11 protein-coding genes and 1 pseudogene are annotated in these 16,158 nt (G+C 74.8%); 6 read left to right on the plus strand and 6 right to left on the minus strand.

Annotated elements, in window-relative coordinates:
* Nucleotides 1-67 precede the first annotated feature (67 nt).
* Nucleotides 68-1,537: a S8 family serine peptidase gene (locus AB0J72_RS57870; RefSeq protein WP_363417482.1), complete on the minus strand. Its 1,470-nt coding sequence runs from the start codon at nt 1,535-1,537 to the stop codon at nt 68-70.
* A 411-nt stretch (nt 1,538-1,948) separates the two neighbouring features.
* Between AB0J72_RS57870 and AB0J72_RS57875 the strand changes: the two genes are divergently transcribed.
* Both AB0J72_RS57875 and AB0J72_RS57880 read left to right on the plus strand, forming a co-directional pair.
* Nucleotides 1,949-3,667 carry a DUF4012 domain-containing protein gene (locus AB0J72_RS57875; RefSeq protein ID WP_363417485.1) on the plus strand — a complete coding sequence of 573 codons (1,719 nt, stop codon included), beginning with the start codon at nt 1,949-1,951 and terminating at the stop codon, nt 3,665-3,667.
* A 62-nt stretch (nt 3,668-3,729) separates the two neighbouring features.
* Nucleotides 3,730-4,257, plus strand: a complete 528-nt coding sequence (locus AB0J72_RS57880; protein ID WP_363417488.1) for a hypothetical protein — start codon at nt 3,730-3,732, stop codon at nt 4,255-4,257.
* 48 nt (nt 4,258-4,305) lie between these two features.
* On the opposite strand, the gene AB0J72_RS57885 is transcribed toward AB0J72_RS57880, so the two are convergent.
* Nucleotides 4,306-5,502: a glycosyltransferase gene (locus AB0J72_RS57885; RefSeq protein ID WP_363417491.1), complete on the minus strand. Its 1,197-nt coding sequence runs from the start codon at nt 5,500-5,502 to the stop codon at nt 4,306-4,308.
* Nucleotides 5,499-7,583: an acyltransferase family protein gene (locus tag AB0J72_RS57890; protein WP_363417494.1), complete on the minus strand. Its 2,085-nt coding sequence runs from the start codon at nt 7,581-7,583 to the stop codon at nt 5,499-5,501. Before AB0J72_RS57890 ends, AB0J72_RS57885 begins: the two co-directional genes overlap by 4 nt.
* Before the next feature lie 129 nt (nt 7,584-7,712).
* Between AB0J72_RS57890 and AB0J72_RS57895 the strand changes: the two genes are divergently transcribed.
* Both AB0J72_RS57895 and AB0J72_RS57900 read left to right on the plus strand, forming a co-directional pair.
* Entirely contained in the window at nt 7,713-8,927 is a 1,215-nt protein-coding gene (locus AB0J72_RS57895) for an O-antigen ligase family protein (protein ID WP_363417497.1), read from the plus strand.
* Nucleotides 8,908-9,792 carry a class I SAM-dependent methyltransferase gene (locus AB0J72_RS57900; protein WP_363417500.1) on the plus strand — a complete coding sequence of 295 codons (885 nt, stop codon included), beginning with the start codon at nt 8,908-8,910 and terminating at the stop codon, nt 9,790-9,792. Before AB0J72_RS57895 ends, AB0J72_RS57900 begins: the two co-directional genes overlap by 20 nt.
* 48 nt (nt 9,793-9,840) lie before the next feature.
* On the opposite strand, the pseudogene AB0J72_RS57905 reads toward AB0J72_RS57900, so the two are convergent.
* The 3 genes and pseudogenes from AB0J72_RS57905 to AB0J72_RS57915 all read right to left on the minus strand — a co-directional run.
* A pseudogene (locus AB0J72_RS57905) lies at nt 9,841-11,064 on the minus strand (polysaccharide biosynthesis C-terminal domain-containing protein); the annotation flags it as partial.
* Nucleotides 11,065-11,101: 37 nt separating this feature from the next.
* Nucleotides 11,102-13,003 (minus strand): asparagine synthase (glutamine-hydrolyzing), encoded by a 1,902-nt coding sequence (gene asnB / locus AB0J72_RS57910; protein ID WP_363417503.1) that lies wholly within the window; start codon nt 13,001-13,003, stop codon nt 11,102-11,104.
* Entirely contained in the window at nt 13,003-14,199 is a 1,197-nt protein-coding gene (locus AB0J72_RS57915) for a glycosyltransferase (protein ID WP_363417506.1), read from the minus strand. The genes asnB and AB0J72_RS57915 overlap by 1 nt, the downstream gene beginning before the upstream one ends.
* Before the next feature lie 139 nt (nt 14,200-14,338).
* Here AB0J72_RS57915 and AB0J72_RS57920 point away from each other — a divergent pair, with 139 nt between their 5' ends.
* Nucleotides 14,339-15,364, plus strand: a complete 1,026-nt coding sequence (locus AB0J72_RS57920; RefSeq protein ID WP_363417509.1) for an NAD-dependent epimerase/dehydratase family protein — start codon at nt 14,339-14,341, stop codon at nt 15,362-15,364.
* Nucleotides 15,361-16,158, plus strand: a 798-nt coding sequence (locus AB0J72_RS57925) for an MraY family glycosyltransferase (RefSeq protein ID WP_363417512.1), incomplete at its 3' end; no start/stop codon positions are given. The genes AB0J72_RS57920 and AB0J72_RS57925, both read left to right, overlap by 4 nt.

Consider the following 16,158-nt stretch of genomic DNA (forward strand, 5'->3'; position numbering starts at 1 on the left):
CGCCGCTGGAGGCGGACACGGCGTTGCGCCGGGCCCTTGAAGGACCCGGCGCATCGTCCGGTGGTGCTTACGACCAGGAGCCGGTGGCCCACTCGTCGCTGGACCAGTAGTGGCCCGACCAGTAGTGCCCGGACCAGTAGTGACCGGACCAGTAGTGGCCCTCCCAATCCGGGTCGGCCCACGACGCGGCGCCGTTCCAGGGCTTGCCCGACCAGGTCGCGGCCGCCCACGTCTTGGACGCCCAGGAGGTGCCGGTCCAGTTGTCGCCGGCGATGCGGTACCCCATCCAGGTGCCGCCCGACCAGCTCGTCTGGTTGGCGCTGCGCGGCGCCCACGTGGTGGGGTTGAACGGGCCCCAGACGGCGTTGTCGCCGCTGAGCGCCACGTTGTCGCGGACGAGGCGGCTGGTGCCGCGGGCGTCGTCGAGCTTGCCGGTGCCGGTGGAGCGGTTCCAGCCGGTCGCGTACAGGTTCTGCGACGCGATCGCCGCGTTGAGGTTGAGGGCCTTGATGTTGCGGGTCATCGCCAGGCCGGAGACGAAGCTGGCGGAGGTCGTCAGCACGGTCTTGACCTGGTCCGCGGTGAGCGTCGGGCGGGCCTGCAGCAGCAGCGCCACGGCCGCCGACGTGACGGCCGCCGCCTGCGAGCTGCCGCTGCCGCGCAGCAGCGTCGAGCCGACCTTCGCCGACGGGTACGTCAGGTCGATGTTGGAGCCCGGGTTGGCGAGCGAGATGATCGACTCGCCGGGGGCGACGAAGTCGACGCTGCGGTTGTTGCCGCCGATCGTGGTGAACGAGGCGAAGTCGTCGTCGGCGACGTTGGTGGTGCCCTTGATGGAGCTGGCGGCGACCGCGAGGACGGCCGGGTCGCTGGCCGGGTCGCTGACCACGAGGTCGCTGTTGCCGTCGTTACCGGCCGCGGCGACGACGACGATGCCCTTCAGCCAGGCCTGCTCGACGGCGTACTGGACCGGGTCGCTCCACGAGTTCGGCGTGCCGCCGGTGCCGTAGGACAGGTTGATGACCCGGATCGGGTTGGCGGGGTCGTCGTTGCGGTGCGCCACTACCCAGTCGATCGCCGCGATCATCTGCGACACGTCGACCGCGCCGTTGGCGGTGCCGACCTTGATCGACGTCAGCTTCGCCTTGGGCGCCAGGCCGACGGTGCCGGTGGTCGGGTCGTTGCCCACGATGATGCCGGCCATGTGGGTGCCGTGCCCGTACGTGTCGAGGTAGCGCAGATCGGGGTCCTGCGACTCGAACGACAGGTCCGGCCCGTTCACGATCTGTGAGGCCGGCAGACCGGCGACGGGGGCGACACCGGTGTCGATGAGCGCGACGCCGACACCGGCGCCGGTCAGTCCGGCCGCCGCGCCCGTGGAGGCGTTGATGGCGGAGCGTACGGTGGCGAGCGTCGTGCCGGCCGAGCCGGTGCTGCTGCCGAGCCAGGCGCTGGACGCCCAACCGGCGTCGCCGACCTGGGTGTGCGCGGGTGCTGCGGCCGCACCGAGGCCGGCAGCAGTCGCGGCTGCGGCCACGGCGGCCGCCACAATCCGGCGTCCTGCCGCCGCCCGACGCCGCATGGCTGATCTGGGCATGGGATCTCCGTTCCCGCCGCTGACGTGTCGCGGCGCGAGATCCACAATGACCCGGCGCGGCCGGAAAATCACTGGCCGTGAGCCGTCTCGGGCCGCCCGGACACGGGTTCCGCCCAACCACCCGACGCGATGTCAGGCGGCGGCCGTCGCACCGCACCCGCATCGCAACCGACCCCGCACCCGAGCCGCTACGGTGCCTGGCTCGGCACGCGATCGGGGCCGCGCACGGCATATCCGGCACCGTGGCCACGGCCGGCACCTAGGCTGTCCACCGTGGGGGATGAATCAGCCGTAAACCACCTAAAACGTCGACGGTCGTGTCGGCTGCGCGCCGCGGTGGGTGCGGGCTGCGTGCTCCTCGTGCTGCTGGCCACGGCGGGTTGGGCCGCCTCCCGCACGGTCGACCTGCGCGGCGATCTGCAGGCGGTCGCCGACCTGACCCGCCGGCTGCAGCAGCAGGCCCTGTCCGGCGACCGCGAGGGTGCGGCCGCGACGCTCGCGGCGGTGCAGCGCCGGACCGGGGCGGCGGCCGCCGCGGCGAACGACCCGGCGGTGCGCCTCGCGAGCCTGCTGCCGGGCAAGGGGCACGACATCCGGGCCGCCCGCGTGCTCGCCACGGCCGCCGACGATCTCGCCCGCGACGTGCTCCCACCGCTGCTCGACGCGGCGCGGCAGCTCGACCCGCCGGCGCAGCCGGCCGCCTCAAGCGTGGACCTGCGGCAGATCCGCGCGCTGGAGCAGCCGGTGACGGCGGCGCTCGCGGCGCTGGACCCGATCCGCAACCGCCTCGCCACGATCCCCGTGCGGACGCTCGACCCGGCGGCGGGCGCGGCGGTGACCGACCTGCGCCGCAAGCTCGACCGGGGCGGCGACGCGCTGCGCGCCGCGCAGCGGGCCGTCCGGCTGCTGCCGGCGATGCTCGGCGGTGGCGGCGATCGGCGGTACCTCGTGCTGTTCCAGAACCTCGCGGAGGTCCGGGCCACCGGCGGCATGCCCGGCGCGTGGGCCGTCGTGGCGGCCCGCGACGGCCACCTGACCCTGACCGCCCAGGGGACCGCGTCCGTCGGGCTGCGCGCGTTCGACGCGCCGGTGCTGCCCGTCGATCCGCAGGTGCGGTCGCTGTACGGCGCCGGCGTCGCCAGCCATCCGGCGAACATCACCATGGTGCCGAACTTCCCCACCGCCGCGGCCGTGGCACGGGAGATGTACCGCCGCCGCTCCGGCGAGACCGTCGACGGCGTCGTCGCCACCGATCCGGTCGCGCTGTCCTACCTCCTCGCCGCGACCGGACCGGTGGCGGTCGCCGGCGGGCCGGCCCTGGCCACGGACAACGCCGTGCGGGTGCTGCTGGCCGAGACCTACGCGCGGTACCCGACGCAGGCGCAGCAGGACGCCTACTTCGCCGACGCGGCCCGGGCCACGTTCCAGGCGCTGACCGGCCGGGCGCTCAACCGCGGCGCACTGCTCACGCAGCTGAGCCGCATCGTCGCCGAGCGGCGCCTGCTCGTGTGGAGCTCGTCGCCGGACGAGCAGCACGGCCTCGCCGGCACCCCGCTGGAGGGCGCGCTGCCCGCCCGGGACGGCGCCGCGGCGCCGCTGGTGGGGGTGTTCCTCAACGACGGCGGCGGCTCCAAGCTCGACTACTACCTCGTGCCGTCGCTGGAGCTGGCGTCGGCCGGCTGCTCCAGCGACGGGCTGCGGGAGCTGACGCTGCGGGTGACGCTGCGGTCGGCGGCGCCCGCCTCGGGCCTGCCCGCCGGCGTGTTGACGTTCGCCGAGGTCACCGACCCGTACACGGCGCGCACGTTCGTCTCCGTGTACGCGCCGGTGGACTGGGGTGTCGAGCGTGGCACCCTCGACGGCGCGCCGGTGCGGCTGGCCAGCGGATCGGACGGCGGCCGGATGGTCGTGGTCACGTCCGTCGACCTGCCACCGGGCGCCAGCCGCGTGCTGGAGGTGCGGCTGGTCGCGCAGCAGGTCCAGCCGGGGGCCTGGAAGCCGCAGGCGCGCACGACGCCGACCGTCAGGCCCTGGACCGTCGAGTCACGTTCGGCTGAATCCTGCGGCTGAGGCCGCTACGTTGAGAACATGACTCACAAATGGGACTTTCTACTACAAGGAGGGTCGATGCCATGAAACGGCTGTATACGCTGCTGTGCAGCCTGCTGCTGGCCGGCGTTGCGATGACCTTCGCTCCTCCCGCCCATGCCCAGGTGGAGTACCCGCCGGCCCCGCCGACGGGTGGCGTCTCCGACAGCACGGTGCGGCGCAACGGCACGGTGACCTTCTCCGGCAAGAGCACGCCGTTCGACACGGTGACGGTCACCGTGAAGTACGCCAACGGGCGCTCGGAGAACGCCGGCACCGTGAACGCCGACGGCGAGGGCAACTGGTCCCTGGCGATGTCGCTGAGCTACCCCGGTGTCGCCACGCTGAGCGCGGCGACCAGCAACGGCGTGGTCACGCAGCAGGTCGTGGTCCTCGCCAGAAGTGCCAACCAGTCCAACTCCTCGTCGAGCGACTCACAACTGGCCACGACCGGCGTGGCCAACGGCCAGCTGCCGACGATCACGCTCATCGGCGCGGGCACGGTCATGCTCGGCGCGCTGCTCGTCGTCGCCGGCGTGCGGTGGCGCCGGCGGACCGGCACCGCGGACTGAGCACGGTCACCACAGGTAGGGCCGCGGCGGCACCCTGACGTCGCGGCCCTACCGTTCCGGCGCGACCCCGAGCGCCGACCGCGGCCACCAGCCCCGCTCGACGGCGAGCGCGGTGTAGAGCCGGTCCGTGTCGGCGACCAGCCGGTCCGGCCCGAACCGCGCCGCCGCCAGTTCCCTGGCGCTCCTGCCCATCCGCTCCCGGGTCGCCGGGTCGCCCAGCAGCCGGACGACCGCCTCGGCGAGCTCGGCGGCGTCGGGCCGGCACAGCACGCCGGTGACACCGTCGCGGACCACGTCGCCGACCGCGCCGACCCGGGTCGCGACGGCCGCGACCCCCGCGATCGCCGCCTCGATGAGGCAGACCGGGGTGCCTTCGTTGTCCGACGTGAGCACGACGAGATCGGCGGCTGCGTAGACGGTCGCCACGTCGGCGCGCCAGCCGATGAACCGCACCGCCTCGCCGAGGTCGGCGGCGGCGGCGCGGGTGTCGGCGAGCCGGTCCCCGTCCCCGCACACGACCAGCGTCGCGGCGGGGTCGGCGGCGTGCACCCGGCGGGCCACCTCGATGAGCCGCTCGGGCCCCTTGATCGCGGTGACCCGCCCGACGTAGGCGATGACCGCGCCGCCGGCGGGCAGGCCGAGCGCGCGCCGGGCCTCGCCGCGCGCCGGGATCGGGCCGAGGGCCGTGCCCGGCATGATGACGCGGTAAGCCGCGGGCCGGCCCACCCCGGCGCGCAGCAGGTCGTCGCGGACCTGGCCGCCCACCGCGACCAGCCGGTGGGTGTGCCGCGCGAGCACCCGCTCGACGCCGGTCACCAGCCGCGTCTTCGCCGGCGTGAAGTAGCCGTGCAGCAGGTGCCCGTGGAAGGTGTGCACCCGCATCGGGACGCCGGTCAGCAGCGCCGCGATGCGCCCGAGGGTCCCGGCCTTCGCGGTGTGGGTGTGCACGATGTGCGGCCGGAAGCGGCGCATCTCGGCGGTGAGGTCCAGCAGCGCCCGGTAGTCGCCGCCGGTGCGCAACTGCCGGCCCAGCGTCGGCACGTGGTGCACCGCCGGGTCCAGCCCGTGCAGCAGGTGGTAGTCGGCCTCGCCCGGCTCGACGTGCCCGGTGTACAGCCGGTGCTCGAACCGCCCCGGGTCGAGCCCCCGCAGCAGGGTGGACACCTGCATCGCCGGGCCGCCGACGTTCAGGCGGGTCAGCACCCGCATGACCCGCAGCGGGCGTACCTCGGGATCACGGTTCATGGCGAGCTCCGGGTGCGGGTGAGCGCGTCGCGCAGCGGCTGCTGGTAGAGCATCGCTCCGGACACGCTGAGGTGCGCGCCGTCGCGGTAGACGAGGGCGCCGTCGACGAACGCGCTGCAGCCGCCGCCCGCGGTGCACAGCCGCTCGCCCAGGTCGAGGTACTGCGCGCCGGCGCTCGTCGCCACGGCACGTTCGGCGGCGACGATGTCGTCGCGCAACCGGCGCACCTCGTCCGGCCGCAGGTGACCGCAGCCCGGGGAGGGCGTGGAGAACAGCCGCGGCCGCAGGCAACCGGGGAGGTCCCGATGCTGCGGGACGGCGCCGATGACGATGACCGGGCTGTGCGGCGCGATCGTCGCGACCGTCCGCGCCAGGTCGGTGCTCCACGCGGCGACCTCGCGCTGCCGGTCGGACCCGTGGGCGTCGCCGGGCGCGTCGGGCAGCAGCAGCGGGGCGAGGCTGCCGTTGAGGTAGCCGTAGCTGGCGTTGGAGATGATGACCGCGCGGTAGGGCGGATCGTGCTCGGCGATGGCGCGGAGGCTGCCTTCGGCGAACCGCCGGCACGGCTCGCTGAGGTACCGGCGCTGGCTGAGCAGCGGGCACCCGCCCACGGTGGCGATCTGGACGTCCAGCCCGGCGGCCCAGCCGGCCGCGATCGCCGGCTCGGCGAGGTGCCCGGCGTTCGAGTCGCCGATGAGCAGCGCCGTGCCCCGGGAGCCGGGGGTGGGCCACGTGCACGGCCGACGGGCGGGGTCGCCGAGCGGCAGCTGCTGCGAACAGCCGGCGGTCAGGTCGATGTGTGCCGGCGCCGTGATCGCGCGGACGGCGGCGATGTCCGGCCGGAACCAGCCGTGTCGCGTGGCGACGGCGACGCCGAGGCCGCCGGCGGCGGGCAGCAGCAGGCACACCGCCGCGAGGCGCACGGTGGCCGCCGCGCTCAGCCGCGGGGTCCGGCGGCGGTCCGGGCGGTGGATCGGCAGCTCGACGAGCCGGTAGACCAGCACGGCGGGCACCAGCGAGGCGAGCGCGGCGAGCGGCCGGACGCCGGGCAGGTCCGGCAGGCAGGTGCCGGCGATGACGATGACCGGCCAGTGCCAGAGGTACCAGCTGTAGGACAGGTCCCCCAGCGCGACGGCGGGGCGCGCGGACAGCCAGGCGGTCGGCGCCGCCGGGCCCGGGGCGCTGCCCGCCACGAGCAGGCACAGCGTCGCCGCGACCGGCACCGCGGCCAGCAGCCCCGGGAACGGGTCGCCGGCGTCGATGCCGGCGGCGGCGACCGCCAGCAGCACCGCTCCGGTCCAGGCGAGCAGCGTCCGGACCGCGCGCCGTGGTGCGCGCCCGCCGGCGGTCGCGACGGCGACGGCGGCGCCCGCGAGGAACTCCCAGGCCCGCGTCACCGGCGCGTAGAACGCGAGCCGGCGCACGACCTCCGGGTCGGTCAGCGCGTGCACCCCGGCGGCGCGCGGCACCCAGCCGTAGGTCAGGCACACCGCAAGGCCGAGCGAGGCGACGCCGGCCAGGGTCAGGGCGGTGATCAGCACGGCCGTCGCCGGTCGCTGCGGGCGCCGGCGGCGGGCGATCAGCCACACCGCCCCGAGTGCGGCCGGGAACAGCAGGTAGAACTGCTCCTCGATGGACAGCGTCCACAGGTGCAGCAACGGGTTGGACTCGGCGTGCGGCTGGAAGTAGCTGCCGGCGAAGCGGAAGAAGTAGCCGTTGGCGCACAGCGTCGCCGCGGCCGCCGAGGCGTAGCCGACCGCCGACATGGTGCCGTCGAGCGGGCTGAAGAGCAGCGTCGTCGCCGCGACGGTGGCCGCCGACACCACCGCCAGGGCGGGCAGCAGCCGCCGGGCCCGCCGGGCGTAGAAGGTGCGCAGCCGGATCCGTCCGGTCGCGGCGAGCTCGCGCAGCAGCATGGCGCAGATGACGTGGCCCGACACGACGAAGAACACGTCGACGCCGACGAAGCCGCCGGGGACGGGCAGTCCGCAGTGGTAGAGCACGACGAGCGTGACCGCCACGGCGCGCAGCCCCTGGATGTCGCGACGGTGGTGCCGTGTCTGCTCACCGCCCGCTGCCATCACAGAATCCGATATTAGGAGCTAATCGCCCAAATCACCCGTAAAATCGTGAATGTGACTTCGGGCGGCCTTCGCGTTTCCACCTGGTCGGCGGGATGGGTCGTCGAAGGCGTGACGGCGGGTGCCCTCGTGGCCTACATCGCGCTGCGGCAGCCGCTGCTGGCCCTCGGCCTGGGCCTGGCGCTCGCCGTCGCCGTCGCCGCGATGCGCCCCGGCATGATCGTGCCGTCGCTCGTGCCGCTGAGCACGGCCACCACCGCCTATCCGATCGCACACATCGGCGTGTACCTGGGCGCGGCGATCCTGATCGTCACCGTTGTGCGCCGCGCGTTCGCCGCCGGCGACGCCCGCGTGCGGCTCGGCTGGCCGCCGGTGTGCCTCACGCTGCTCGCGGCCGCGCTGGTGGTCAGTGCCCGCGGCGACGGGCCACCGGGCCGCGACAGCGACCTGTTCGGCGTGCTCATCGGGCTGCTGCTCGCGGCCGTCATCGGTTTCCTGCCGCCGCGGCCGCTCGCCGTCGCCCGGGTCGTGACCGTCACCGGCGCGGTCGTGGCCGTCCTCGCGACGGTCGACGGCGTCTACGTGAGCGGCCGGATGTCCGGCGCCGGGCTGCTCGCCAACTACTTCGGGGCGCTGCTGGCCATCTGCGTCGCGACCGGGGTGGGCCTGGCCCGCGCCGAGCGCCGCGTCGCCTGGCTGGTCCCGGTCGCCTGCTGCCTGGCCGCGATCGTGCAGACGCACTCCCGCGGCGCGGTCGTGGCGACCGCCGTCGGGATCGTCGTGGCCGTCCTCGCCGGCCGGCCGGCCCGCTGGCAGATCGTCGGCGCCACTCTCGCCGGCGCCGCCTGCCTCGTCACGGTGCACGTCGCGAACCCGCTGACGGACGCGGTCGTCGGCAGCCGCAGCGCCACGCAGCTGACCATGAACAGCGAGGTCCGGCTCGAGGCGGCCCGCCTCGCCGCCGACATCGCGCAGGAGCATCCGCTGCTCGGCATCGGGTATGCGGCGTTCCCGCGGGTCGCCGCCGCCGATCCACGGCTCGGCATCTACATGAACACCCACAACGACCTCCTGCGGCTGGCCGCGGAGGCCGGGGTGGCCGCGCTGGTGCTGTTCCTCGCCGTGCTCGCCGCCGCGCTGTGCTGGCGGGCCGGCGCGAGCTTCCTGCCGCTGCGGGCCGCCGTCGCGGCCGGCGCGGCGAACCTGTTCTTCGCCAACACCCTGTCCAACCTGGCCGCCAGCGGCCTGTTCTGGGTGTGCCTCGGCGTCCTGCTGGCCGGTCGCGGCAGCGACCGGCGCGCCAACCTTGAGGAGACCACCACCGATGCTCGACTCCACCACTGAGGTCCGTGCCGGCGACCGGTTCGCGTTCGGCGCGAACTGGATGTCCTTCGTCGAGGTCGTCGACGACCTCCGCATCGACACCGCGACCGCCTCGCTGACCACGGCGCTCGGCCTGACCGGTCCGCCCGAAGGCCGGGGCCTGGACGGCAGAACGTTCCTCGACGCGGGCTGCGGCAGCGGCCTGTTCTCGCTCGCCGCCACCCGTCTCGGCGCCCGGGTGCACGCCTTCGACTTCGACCCGGCGTCGGTGGCGGCCGCCACCGAGCTGCGCCGGCGGTTCGCCCCGCACAGCGACTGGCGGATCGAGACGGGCTCCGTCCTGGACCCGGACTACCTCGCCGGCCTCGGCCGGTTCGACGTCGTCTACTCGTGGGGCGTGCTGCACCACACCGGCCGGCTCTGGACGGCCCTCGCCGGGGTCGCGGACCTCGTCGCTCCCGGCGGCCGGCTCTACATCTCCGTCTACAACGACCAGGGCTTCGCGAGCCGGGCGTGGCGGCGGGTCAAACGCCGGTACAACCGCTCAGGGCCGGCGTTGCGCGCGGCACTCGTCGGTCTCAGCGCCGCCTACCTCGCCCGGCACCGTCCACTGCAGACGCTGATCAGGGCCGTCAGGCTCAGCACCGGGCACCGCCGTCCCGCCCCCGCGCGGCCGGCTCCCCGCACCCGCGGTATGTCCCGCCGGCACGACCTCGTCGACTGGGTCGGCGGCTACCCGTTCGAGGTGGCCAAGCCGGAGGAGGTCTTCCGGTTCCTCACCGGCCGCGGCTTCGAGCTGCGGCACCTCACCACGTGCGGCGGTGGCCTGGGCTGCAACGAGTACGTCTTCGAGCGGGCCGGCACCGGCCAGGCGCCGGCGCAGTGACGCGGCGGCCGCACGGGCGGCCGCCAGCGCGCCGACGGGATCGGGCAGCAGCCGGGCGGCGGGGGTCCCGCTCGCCCGGCAGAACCACACCAGGTGGACCACCGCGAGGCACCCGTAGCTGATCGACGCGGCCAGCCCGCAGCCGACGATCCCCCACCGCGGCACCAGCACCAGGAGGAGCCCCACGTTGACCGCCAGCGCCGCCACCGACGTCGCGGACATGACGACGGGCCGCTCCAGCCGGATCAGGTACGCGCCGAGCTGCCGGGTCACGCCGAGCGCGAGCAGTCCGGGGGCCAGGGCGTACACCGCGGGCAGGGCCGGGCGGAACGCGGCGCCGTAGCCGAGCGGCACCAGCAGCGGCGCCGCCAGGGCCAGCCCGCCCGCGGAGACCAGCGCCAGCGCGACCGAGATCCGGGTCGCCCGCACCGTCGCCGCGGCCGCCGTGCGCAGATCGGCGACGGCCTGCCCGGCCAGGCACGCCCGGGCCAGCGCGTCGGTCGGGATGCGGGCCAGCTCGGCCAGCGTCACCGCCACGGTGTAGAGACCGACCGCCCGCGCGGACGTCATCGCCGCGAGCGCCAGGACGTCGAGCCGGTAGGTCAGGTACAGCGCGGTCGATCCGGCGTGGTAGCGGACGCCGAGCCACAGTGCCCGGCGGGCCAGAGCGCCGTCGAACAGCGGCAGCCGGGGGCGCACCGCCCGCAGCTGCGGCAGCAGCGGCACCGCCGAGGAGACCGCCCAGATCCCGACGACCCAGCCGACGCTGATCCAGCCGGTGAGCGCCGCGGTCACCAGCGCGGCGCACTGCAGGACGCCGGAGGTGAGCAGCGCCCGGTCGACCACCCGCACCTGACCGGTGAGCATCAGCACGGTGTTGAGATGCAGCACCGTCATCATGGCCGGCACCGCCAGCAGCCCGCAGGCCAGCACCGCCGGCGCCGCGGTGGACGCCGCACCGAACACGCCGGCTGCGGCCAGGCCCGCGGCACCGAGCGCGGCGGCGGTGCCGAACACCGGTGCGAGCACCACGCTGCCGGCGGTGACCGCGGCCTCCCGGCCCGGCCACAGCCCGACGTACGCCTGCTCCAGCGACAGGTGACCGACCGCCATCGTCGCGGTCGCGACGGCGACGACGATCGCGTAGGCGCCGCGCCCCTCCGGCTGCAGGGCCCGCGCGACGACGACGCCGGCGGTCCCGCCGAGCACCACCAGCAGCAGCCGCACCCCCACGCTGCGGGTCAGCTGCGGCAGGCCCCGGCCCGGTCGCATCGCGCGGGGCGACGGCCCTGATGCGGTCACCGTGCGGTCACGGCAACGTCTGGAGGCGCGCCATGCCGCCGGCGTCGACGAACTGGCGGTGCCACAGCTCGAACTGCAGCAGCGACCACAGCCGCCGGCTCTCGTCGACCCCGCCGTCGTGGCGCCGCAGCATCGCCCGCACCGCATCCTGCCGGAACAGGCCGCGCGACCGGGCGGTGGCGTCGGTCAGCACCGACCAGGTCAGCTCGCGCAGGTCGCCGCGCAGCCACGCGGCCAGCGGCACCCCGAAGCCCATCTTGGGCCGGTCGATGACCTCGGCCGGCAGCCAGTCCGCCATCGCCCGCCGGAACAGGTACTTGGTGGTGCCGGGCCGGACCTTCAGCCGGGTCGGCAGCGCGGCGGCCCACTCCATCAGGTGCTGGTCCAGCAGCGGCGAGCGGGCCTCGACGGAGTTCGCCATCGTGGTGACGTCGACCTTCGCCAGCAGGTCGCCGGGCAGGTAGGTGTTGACGTCGGCGTCGATGACCCGGCCGACGGCGTCGGGCGCCGCCGAGCGGCGGTAGGCGTCCTCGAGCAGCGCGACGCTGTCCACCCCGCTCAGCCGCTCCCGCAGCTCATCGGTGTACAGGGTCCGCAGCTGCTCCTGCGAGAAGATCGACATCATGCCGGCGTACCGGCCGATCGGCGGCTGGGACAGCAGCCGCAGCGTCCTGCCCACCCGCCGGAGCGTGCTGCGCGGCGCCGCCCGGTCCCCGAACGCGCCGAGCCCTTCGAAGAGCCGCCGCGGGCGCAGCGCCGGCAGCCGCGCGAGCGACCGCATCAGCAGGTACCGGTGGTACCCGCCGAAGCACTCGTCGCCGCCGTCGCCGTTGAGCACCACCGTGACGTGCGCCCGGGCCAGCCGGGCCACGAAGAAGCTCGGGATCGCCGACGGGTCGGCGAACGGCTCGTCGAAGTGCCACGCCAGGTCCGCCAGCAGCTGCGGCAGCGGACCGAGGTCGGCCGGCCGCACGACCATCTCGTGGTGGTCGGTGCTGTACCGGTCGGCGACCTGGCGCGCGTACCGGCGCTCGTCGAAGCGGTCGTCGTCGAACCCGATGCTGAAGGTCCGGACCGGTCGCGTCGACAGGCGGGCCATCGCCGCGACGACGGCGGAGGAGTCCAGGCCGCCGGACAGGAACGCGCCCACGGGCCGCTCGCCGACCAGGCGGGCGGCGACCGCGTCCAGCAGCAGGTCCCGCAGCCGCTCGGCGGCGGCCGGCTCGTCGGGCACCGGCGTCTCGGTGCAGTCCAGCCGCCAGTACGGGCGCACGCTCACCCGGCCCGCCTGCCACGTCAGCAGGTGCCCGGGCGGCAGCTTGCGCACCTGCTCGAAGATGCTCCACGGCGCGGGGACGTACTGGTAGGTCAGGTAGTGGTGCAGGGCGACCACGTCCAGGCGCGGGGTGAACGCCCGGTCCTGCAGCAGCGCCTTCGCCTCCGACGCGAACGCGACGCCACCGCCGGTGTCGCGCCAGTACATCGGCTTCTTGCCGACGCGGTCGCGGCCGAGCAGCAGCCGCCCCCGGCGGGCGTCCCAGATCGCGAACGCGAACATGCCGCGCAGCCGGTGCACCAGGTCGTCGCCGTACTCCTCGTACAGGTGGACGAGGCACTCGGTGTCGCCGGCGCTGGTGAACGCGTGGCCGCGGCGGATCAGGTCGGCGCGCAGCTCGGCGAAGTTGTACAGCTCGCCGTTGCAGACCGCGACCACCGACCGGTCCTCGCTGTACACCGGCTGCTGGCCCCCGGCGACGTCGACGATCGCGAGGCGGCGCATGCCGAGCGCCGCCGCCGGACCGTCGTGGACGCCCTCGTCGTCGGGTCCGCGATGGGCGAGCACCTCGCACATGCGCCGCACGAGCACAGCGTCCGCGCCGGCGCCGGCGACACCCGCGATCCCGCACATCAGCGGCGGACCTGCGCCGCGGCGAGCATCCCCCGGTACAGGTCGACGTGCTGGTCGACCATCGTGTCGCCGTGCAGGTGGATCCGGCTCCACTGGCGGGCCGCGCGGCCCATCGCCTGGGCCCGGCCCGGATCGGCGAGCACGCCGGCGATGGCCTCGGCGAGCCCGGCCGGGTCCCGCGGCGGCACGAGCAGCCCGCGACCGTTGGCCAGCAGCTCCGGCGAACCGCCGACGGCGGTGGCGATGACGGGCCGGCCGGCGGCCATCGCCTCCATCACCGCGTTGCTCATGCCCTCGGTGAGCGAGGGCAGCACGACGGCGTCGGCGCGGGCCAGCAGCCGGTCGACGTCCGTGCGCGGGCCGAGCATGCGCAGGTCGACCCCGAGCCGGGTGGCCTGGCGGATCAGGGCCCGGCGCTGCTCGCCGCCGCCGGCGAACACGAACGTGCACGGCGTGCCGCGGTCGCTGAGCAGCCGGCCCGCCTCGAGCAGGTGGTCGTGGCCCTTGTACCGCTTGAAGTTGGCCACGCACAGCACGACCGGGCGTTTGCTGCGGATGTGCGCCGGGCGGGCGTCCGCGAAGGCCTCGTCCGGGAGCCCGTTGTAGATGACCTTGATCTTGGTCGTGGTGACCTTCTCGGTACGGCGGACGCAGGCGGCCACGGCGTAGGCGTTGGCGACCAGCAGGTGCGTCATCCGGGTCGCGATCCGCTCGGTGAGCAGCGCCAGCCGCCGGCCCTGCTTGAAGTCGTCCAGGCTGCGGCGCCCGGCGATCACGACCGGCACCCGCGCGATGCGGGCCGCGGGCGCCGCCATGACGTAGCTGTGGAACAGGAACGCGTGCACGAGCCCGGGGCGGGTCTCGCGCAGGAAGCGGGTGAGCCGGACGAACGTGGCGAGCAGGCAGAGCACGGCCCGCCAGCCCGGCCGGGGAGTCCAGCCGAGATAGACGGTCCGCACGCCGGCCTCGCGCAGCGCCGCCGAGCGTGGCCCCTCGCCCGTCAGGACCACGACCGTGACGTCGCTCCCCCGCCGCTGGAGCCCGTCGGCGAGCATGACGATCTGCTTCTCGGTGCCGCCCAGGCCCAGCTGCCCGATCACGATGCAGACCCGCAGTCCCGCACCCGCCGGCGTGGACGCCTGTGCGGGAACGGCGGTGAGCGTCGCCGCGCCCCCTGCCGACGATTCATCTTCCACGCCACCACCATATGACCTCAATATGGCTATAAAACGATTTTTCGTGTTCTACCAACCGCCTTGCCGGAATTCGATAGATTCGTGCGGCAAGAGCCGCATCCGCTGCACACCATCCCACCGCCATTGGAGGCCACCGATCGTGCCTGGGACGACGCCGCAGCCGCAGACCTACCTCGTCACCGGCGGCGCCGGGTTCATCGGTTCGCACCTCGTCGAGGCGCTGCTGCACCGCGGCGACCGGGTCGTCGTCCTGGACAACTTCTCCAGCGGCCGCCGCGCCAACCTGGCCGGCGTCGAAGGCCACCCGGGCCTGCGCGTCGTGCAGGGTTCCGTCCTCGACGAGCTCGTCGTCGAGGACCTCGTCCGCCAGTGCGACGTCGTCGTGCACCTCGCCGCCGCTGTCGGCGTCCGGCTGATCGTCGAGCAGCCCCTCGCCTCGCTGACCACGAACCTCCGCGGCTGCGAGAACGTCGTCGAGGCCGCCTGGCGCCACCGGCGCACCGTCCTGCTGACCAGCTCCTCGGAGATCTACGGCAAGAACAGCACCGGGCCGCTGCCCGAGGACGCCGACCGCATCCTCGGCTCGCCGTCGGTCGTCCGCTGGGCGTACAGCACCGCCAAGGCCGTGGACGAGATCCTGCTCAATGCTTACCACCGCGAACGCGGCCTGCCCACGATCATCGCCCGGCTGTTCAACACCGTCGGGCCGCGGCAGAGCGCCGCCTACGGCATGGTCATCCCGCGCCTCGCCAGGCAGGCGGTCACCGGGCATCCCCTCACCGTCTACGGCACCGGCGAGCAGACCCGCTGCTTCGTGCACGTCGCGGACGTCGTCGACGCGCTGCTGCGGCTGCTGGCCACGCCGGCCGCGATCGGGCAGACCGTCAACATCGGCGCCGCCGACGAGATCAGCATCCGCCGGCTCGCCGACCTCGTCGTCGCCGCCGCCGGGAGCCCGTCACCGATCGAGCTGGTCCCATACCACGAGGCCTACGGCTCGGGGTTCGAGGACATGCACCGCCGGGTGCCCGACACCCGGCGGCTGCGGGAGCTGACCGGCTGGTCCCCGCGCCACACGCTGCACGACGTGCTGGCCGCGGCGATCGCCGAGGCGCGGGCCGAGGCCGCCGCACCGGTCCCGCAAGGGCAGCTGGTCGCGTCGTGAGCCCACCCTGGCTGGCCGCACCGGTCGTCGCGGGGCTCGCCGCGGTCCCGCTGTCCGCCGTCCTCACCGCGGTGTGCCGGCGCACGGCCGTGCGCACCGGCATCGTCGACCGCCCCGGCGGCCACAAGGCCCACGCCACACCGACGCCCTACCTCGGCGGCCTCGCCGTCGCCGCGGCGACCCTCGCGCCGGCGCTGTTCCTGGTCGCGCGCGGACCCGCGCCCGCCGCGGCCCTGCTGCTGGCCGTCGCGGCCGCGGCCGTCGGCACCCTGGGCCTCATCGACGACCTGACACCGCTGAGCGTCAACACCCGCCTGGTCGTCGAGTCCGGCGCGGCCGGTCTCGTCGCGCTCGCCGGGCACACCGTGCCGGTCACCGGACGGCACTGGCTCGACGTCGCGCTCACCGTGGCGTGGATCGTGCTGCTGACCAACTCCTTCAACCTGCTGGACAACATGGACGGCGCCGCCGCCGCGACCGCCGCCGTCACCGCCGTGCTGCTCGGCGTCGCCGCCACCGGCTCCGGCCGCGAGGCGCTGTGGTGGTGCCTCGGCGGTGCCTGCGTCGGGTTCCTGTGGCACAACCGGCCACCGGCCCGCATCTTCCTCGGCGACGCCGGTTCGCTGTTCGTCGGCTTCCTCATCGCGACCGGCACCGTCGTCGCCGCACCCGACCGCTCCCCCGGCACGCTGGCGGTGCCGCTGCTGCTCGCCCTCATCGCCGTCGTCGACACCGCGCTGGTCGTGGTGGCGCGCCGCCGCGCCGGCCGGTCCTGGCGGCAGGGCGGCGCCGCC

The organism is Dactylosporangium sp. NPDC049742 (genome assembly GCF_040674675.1).
GTDB classification, from domain to species: Bacteria; Actinomycetota; Actinomycetes; order Mycobacteriales; family Micromonosporaceae; genus Dactylosporangium; species Dactylosporangium maewongense.